Below are 1554 nucleotides of genomic sequence, written 5' to 3' on the forward strand. Positions count from 1 at the left end.
AGTGTTCTGCTGCTTCGATCAACATAACAGGCGGCAATACCTGACCATTATCCCTAACACCCAAAAGAATTTCGTAATGAGGCTTGGCATTGGGGTCGGTGGTGATCGGACGAATTTCCTGACAGCGAAGTGTCAGCAATTCATCGAGATCCTGATCAAGCTTTTGAACCCACTCCAACATCTGATCACGCTTGTGCTGGTCTTTGTCTAGCGCTTCATACAGTACAACGCGATTTCGCCCATGCTCTTTAGCAGAGTCGCATGCGACACCCGCTTTTCGCATCAAGGTGTCGTAGGAGTCAATTTCAACTTCAAAATCGGCAACACCAATACTCACCGTCGTATTGATAGCATGGTCTTCCCAAGTAAAGCTTTGCGAACTGACTTCTTTACAAATATTTTCTGCTACATCGTTTGTCGTTTCAAGCGAACAATTGACCAAAATCATACCAAATTCATTACCACCCAAACGCCCGCAAAATGCATCTTCCAGGCCTTGTGCTTTAATGGTCTGAGCAACATGCTTCAATAAAGCATCACCAGCATGATGCCCATAGCTGGTATTGGTTAAATTGAACTTATCGACATCGATATAAATCAAAGTCGCTTTACTTTGATTAGTAACAGCACCGGAAATACTTTGTTCTAAGCCGCGTTCAAATGCCTGACGATTAAGTAAACCTGTCAATACATCACAACTAGACTGGCTAGCAAGTTCTTCGTAAACAGACTGAACCATTTGATGTAAGCCTTGGTCAACCAAGGGCACTTCATCGTTATCAACAAAGCTTGCTTTATTAGCTTTAAACAGTTCGACCAACTTATCCAAAGGCATATCTTCATCTTTCATGCCTTGGCTATCAACAAATACGAACCGGAAAGACTCACTTCCTGACCAGGCGAGGCGCAAGCATCTGGCACGCCCTTGATCATCTTTTATTTCAACCCATTCACCAACTTTCATCGTCACTACGCGCTTATGCCAATGAGAAGCTTGTGGGTCCTGACCCTGATCTGGACGCAGGTCTTTAATCTCTTTTTCAGTTTTCTCGTAAGGCCATTCGTATCGATCAATCTTGACGAGCAGCGGATCAACATCATGGAACAAACAATCTTCCAGTCGCTGCAATACCGTCTCATATCCAACAGGCCCAACAATTGTTAACTCTTTTGTGATTAGTTCTAATATAGAAGGCGCTTCCAACTCCATTTCTAGTTCAACGGCCCATTGGTCACTATCATCAACCTCTTCACCCAACCACGATAAAAGTACATCTACAACATTTAATGCTTCGGTATAGCCTTCACTTGTTTCGCCATCGCGAACAGCGACTAAGGCCAAATGCTCACGCCACCCGGCTTTATCAAGAAGCTCCATCAGTACAACCGGAACTGACTGTCCCTGCAAAAGTTCATTAAGGTCTGTTACAACTTTATGACGAGCACTTGCTACCTTTTGCTTTCCCTCATAGGCCCGAGCAATGCGATCCGAATTACGTTTTTGCGCGATTGCTTGGCGTTCTAATAAATCATCTAGCTCTTTTACAACTTTTT

At 43.9% G+C, this 1554-nt stretch carries 1 protein-coding gene; it reads right to left on the minus strand.

Annotated features, from left to right (window positions below; genetic code table 11):
• A partial coding sequence (locus A3735_RS23415; RefSeq protein ID WP_156499862.1) for a DUF1631 family protein occupies positions 1 to 1554 on the minus strand: 1554 nt, incomplete at both ends.

Source organism: Oleiphilus sp. HI0061 (assembly GCF_001635675.1).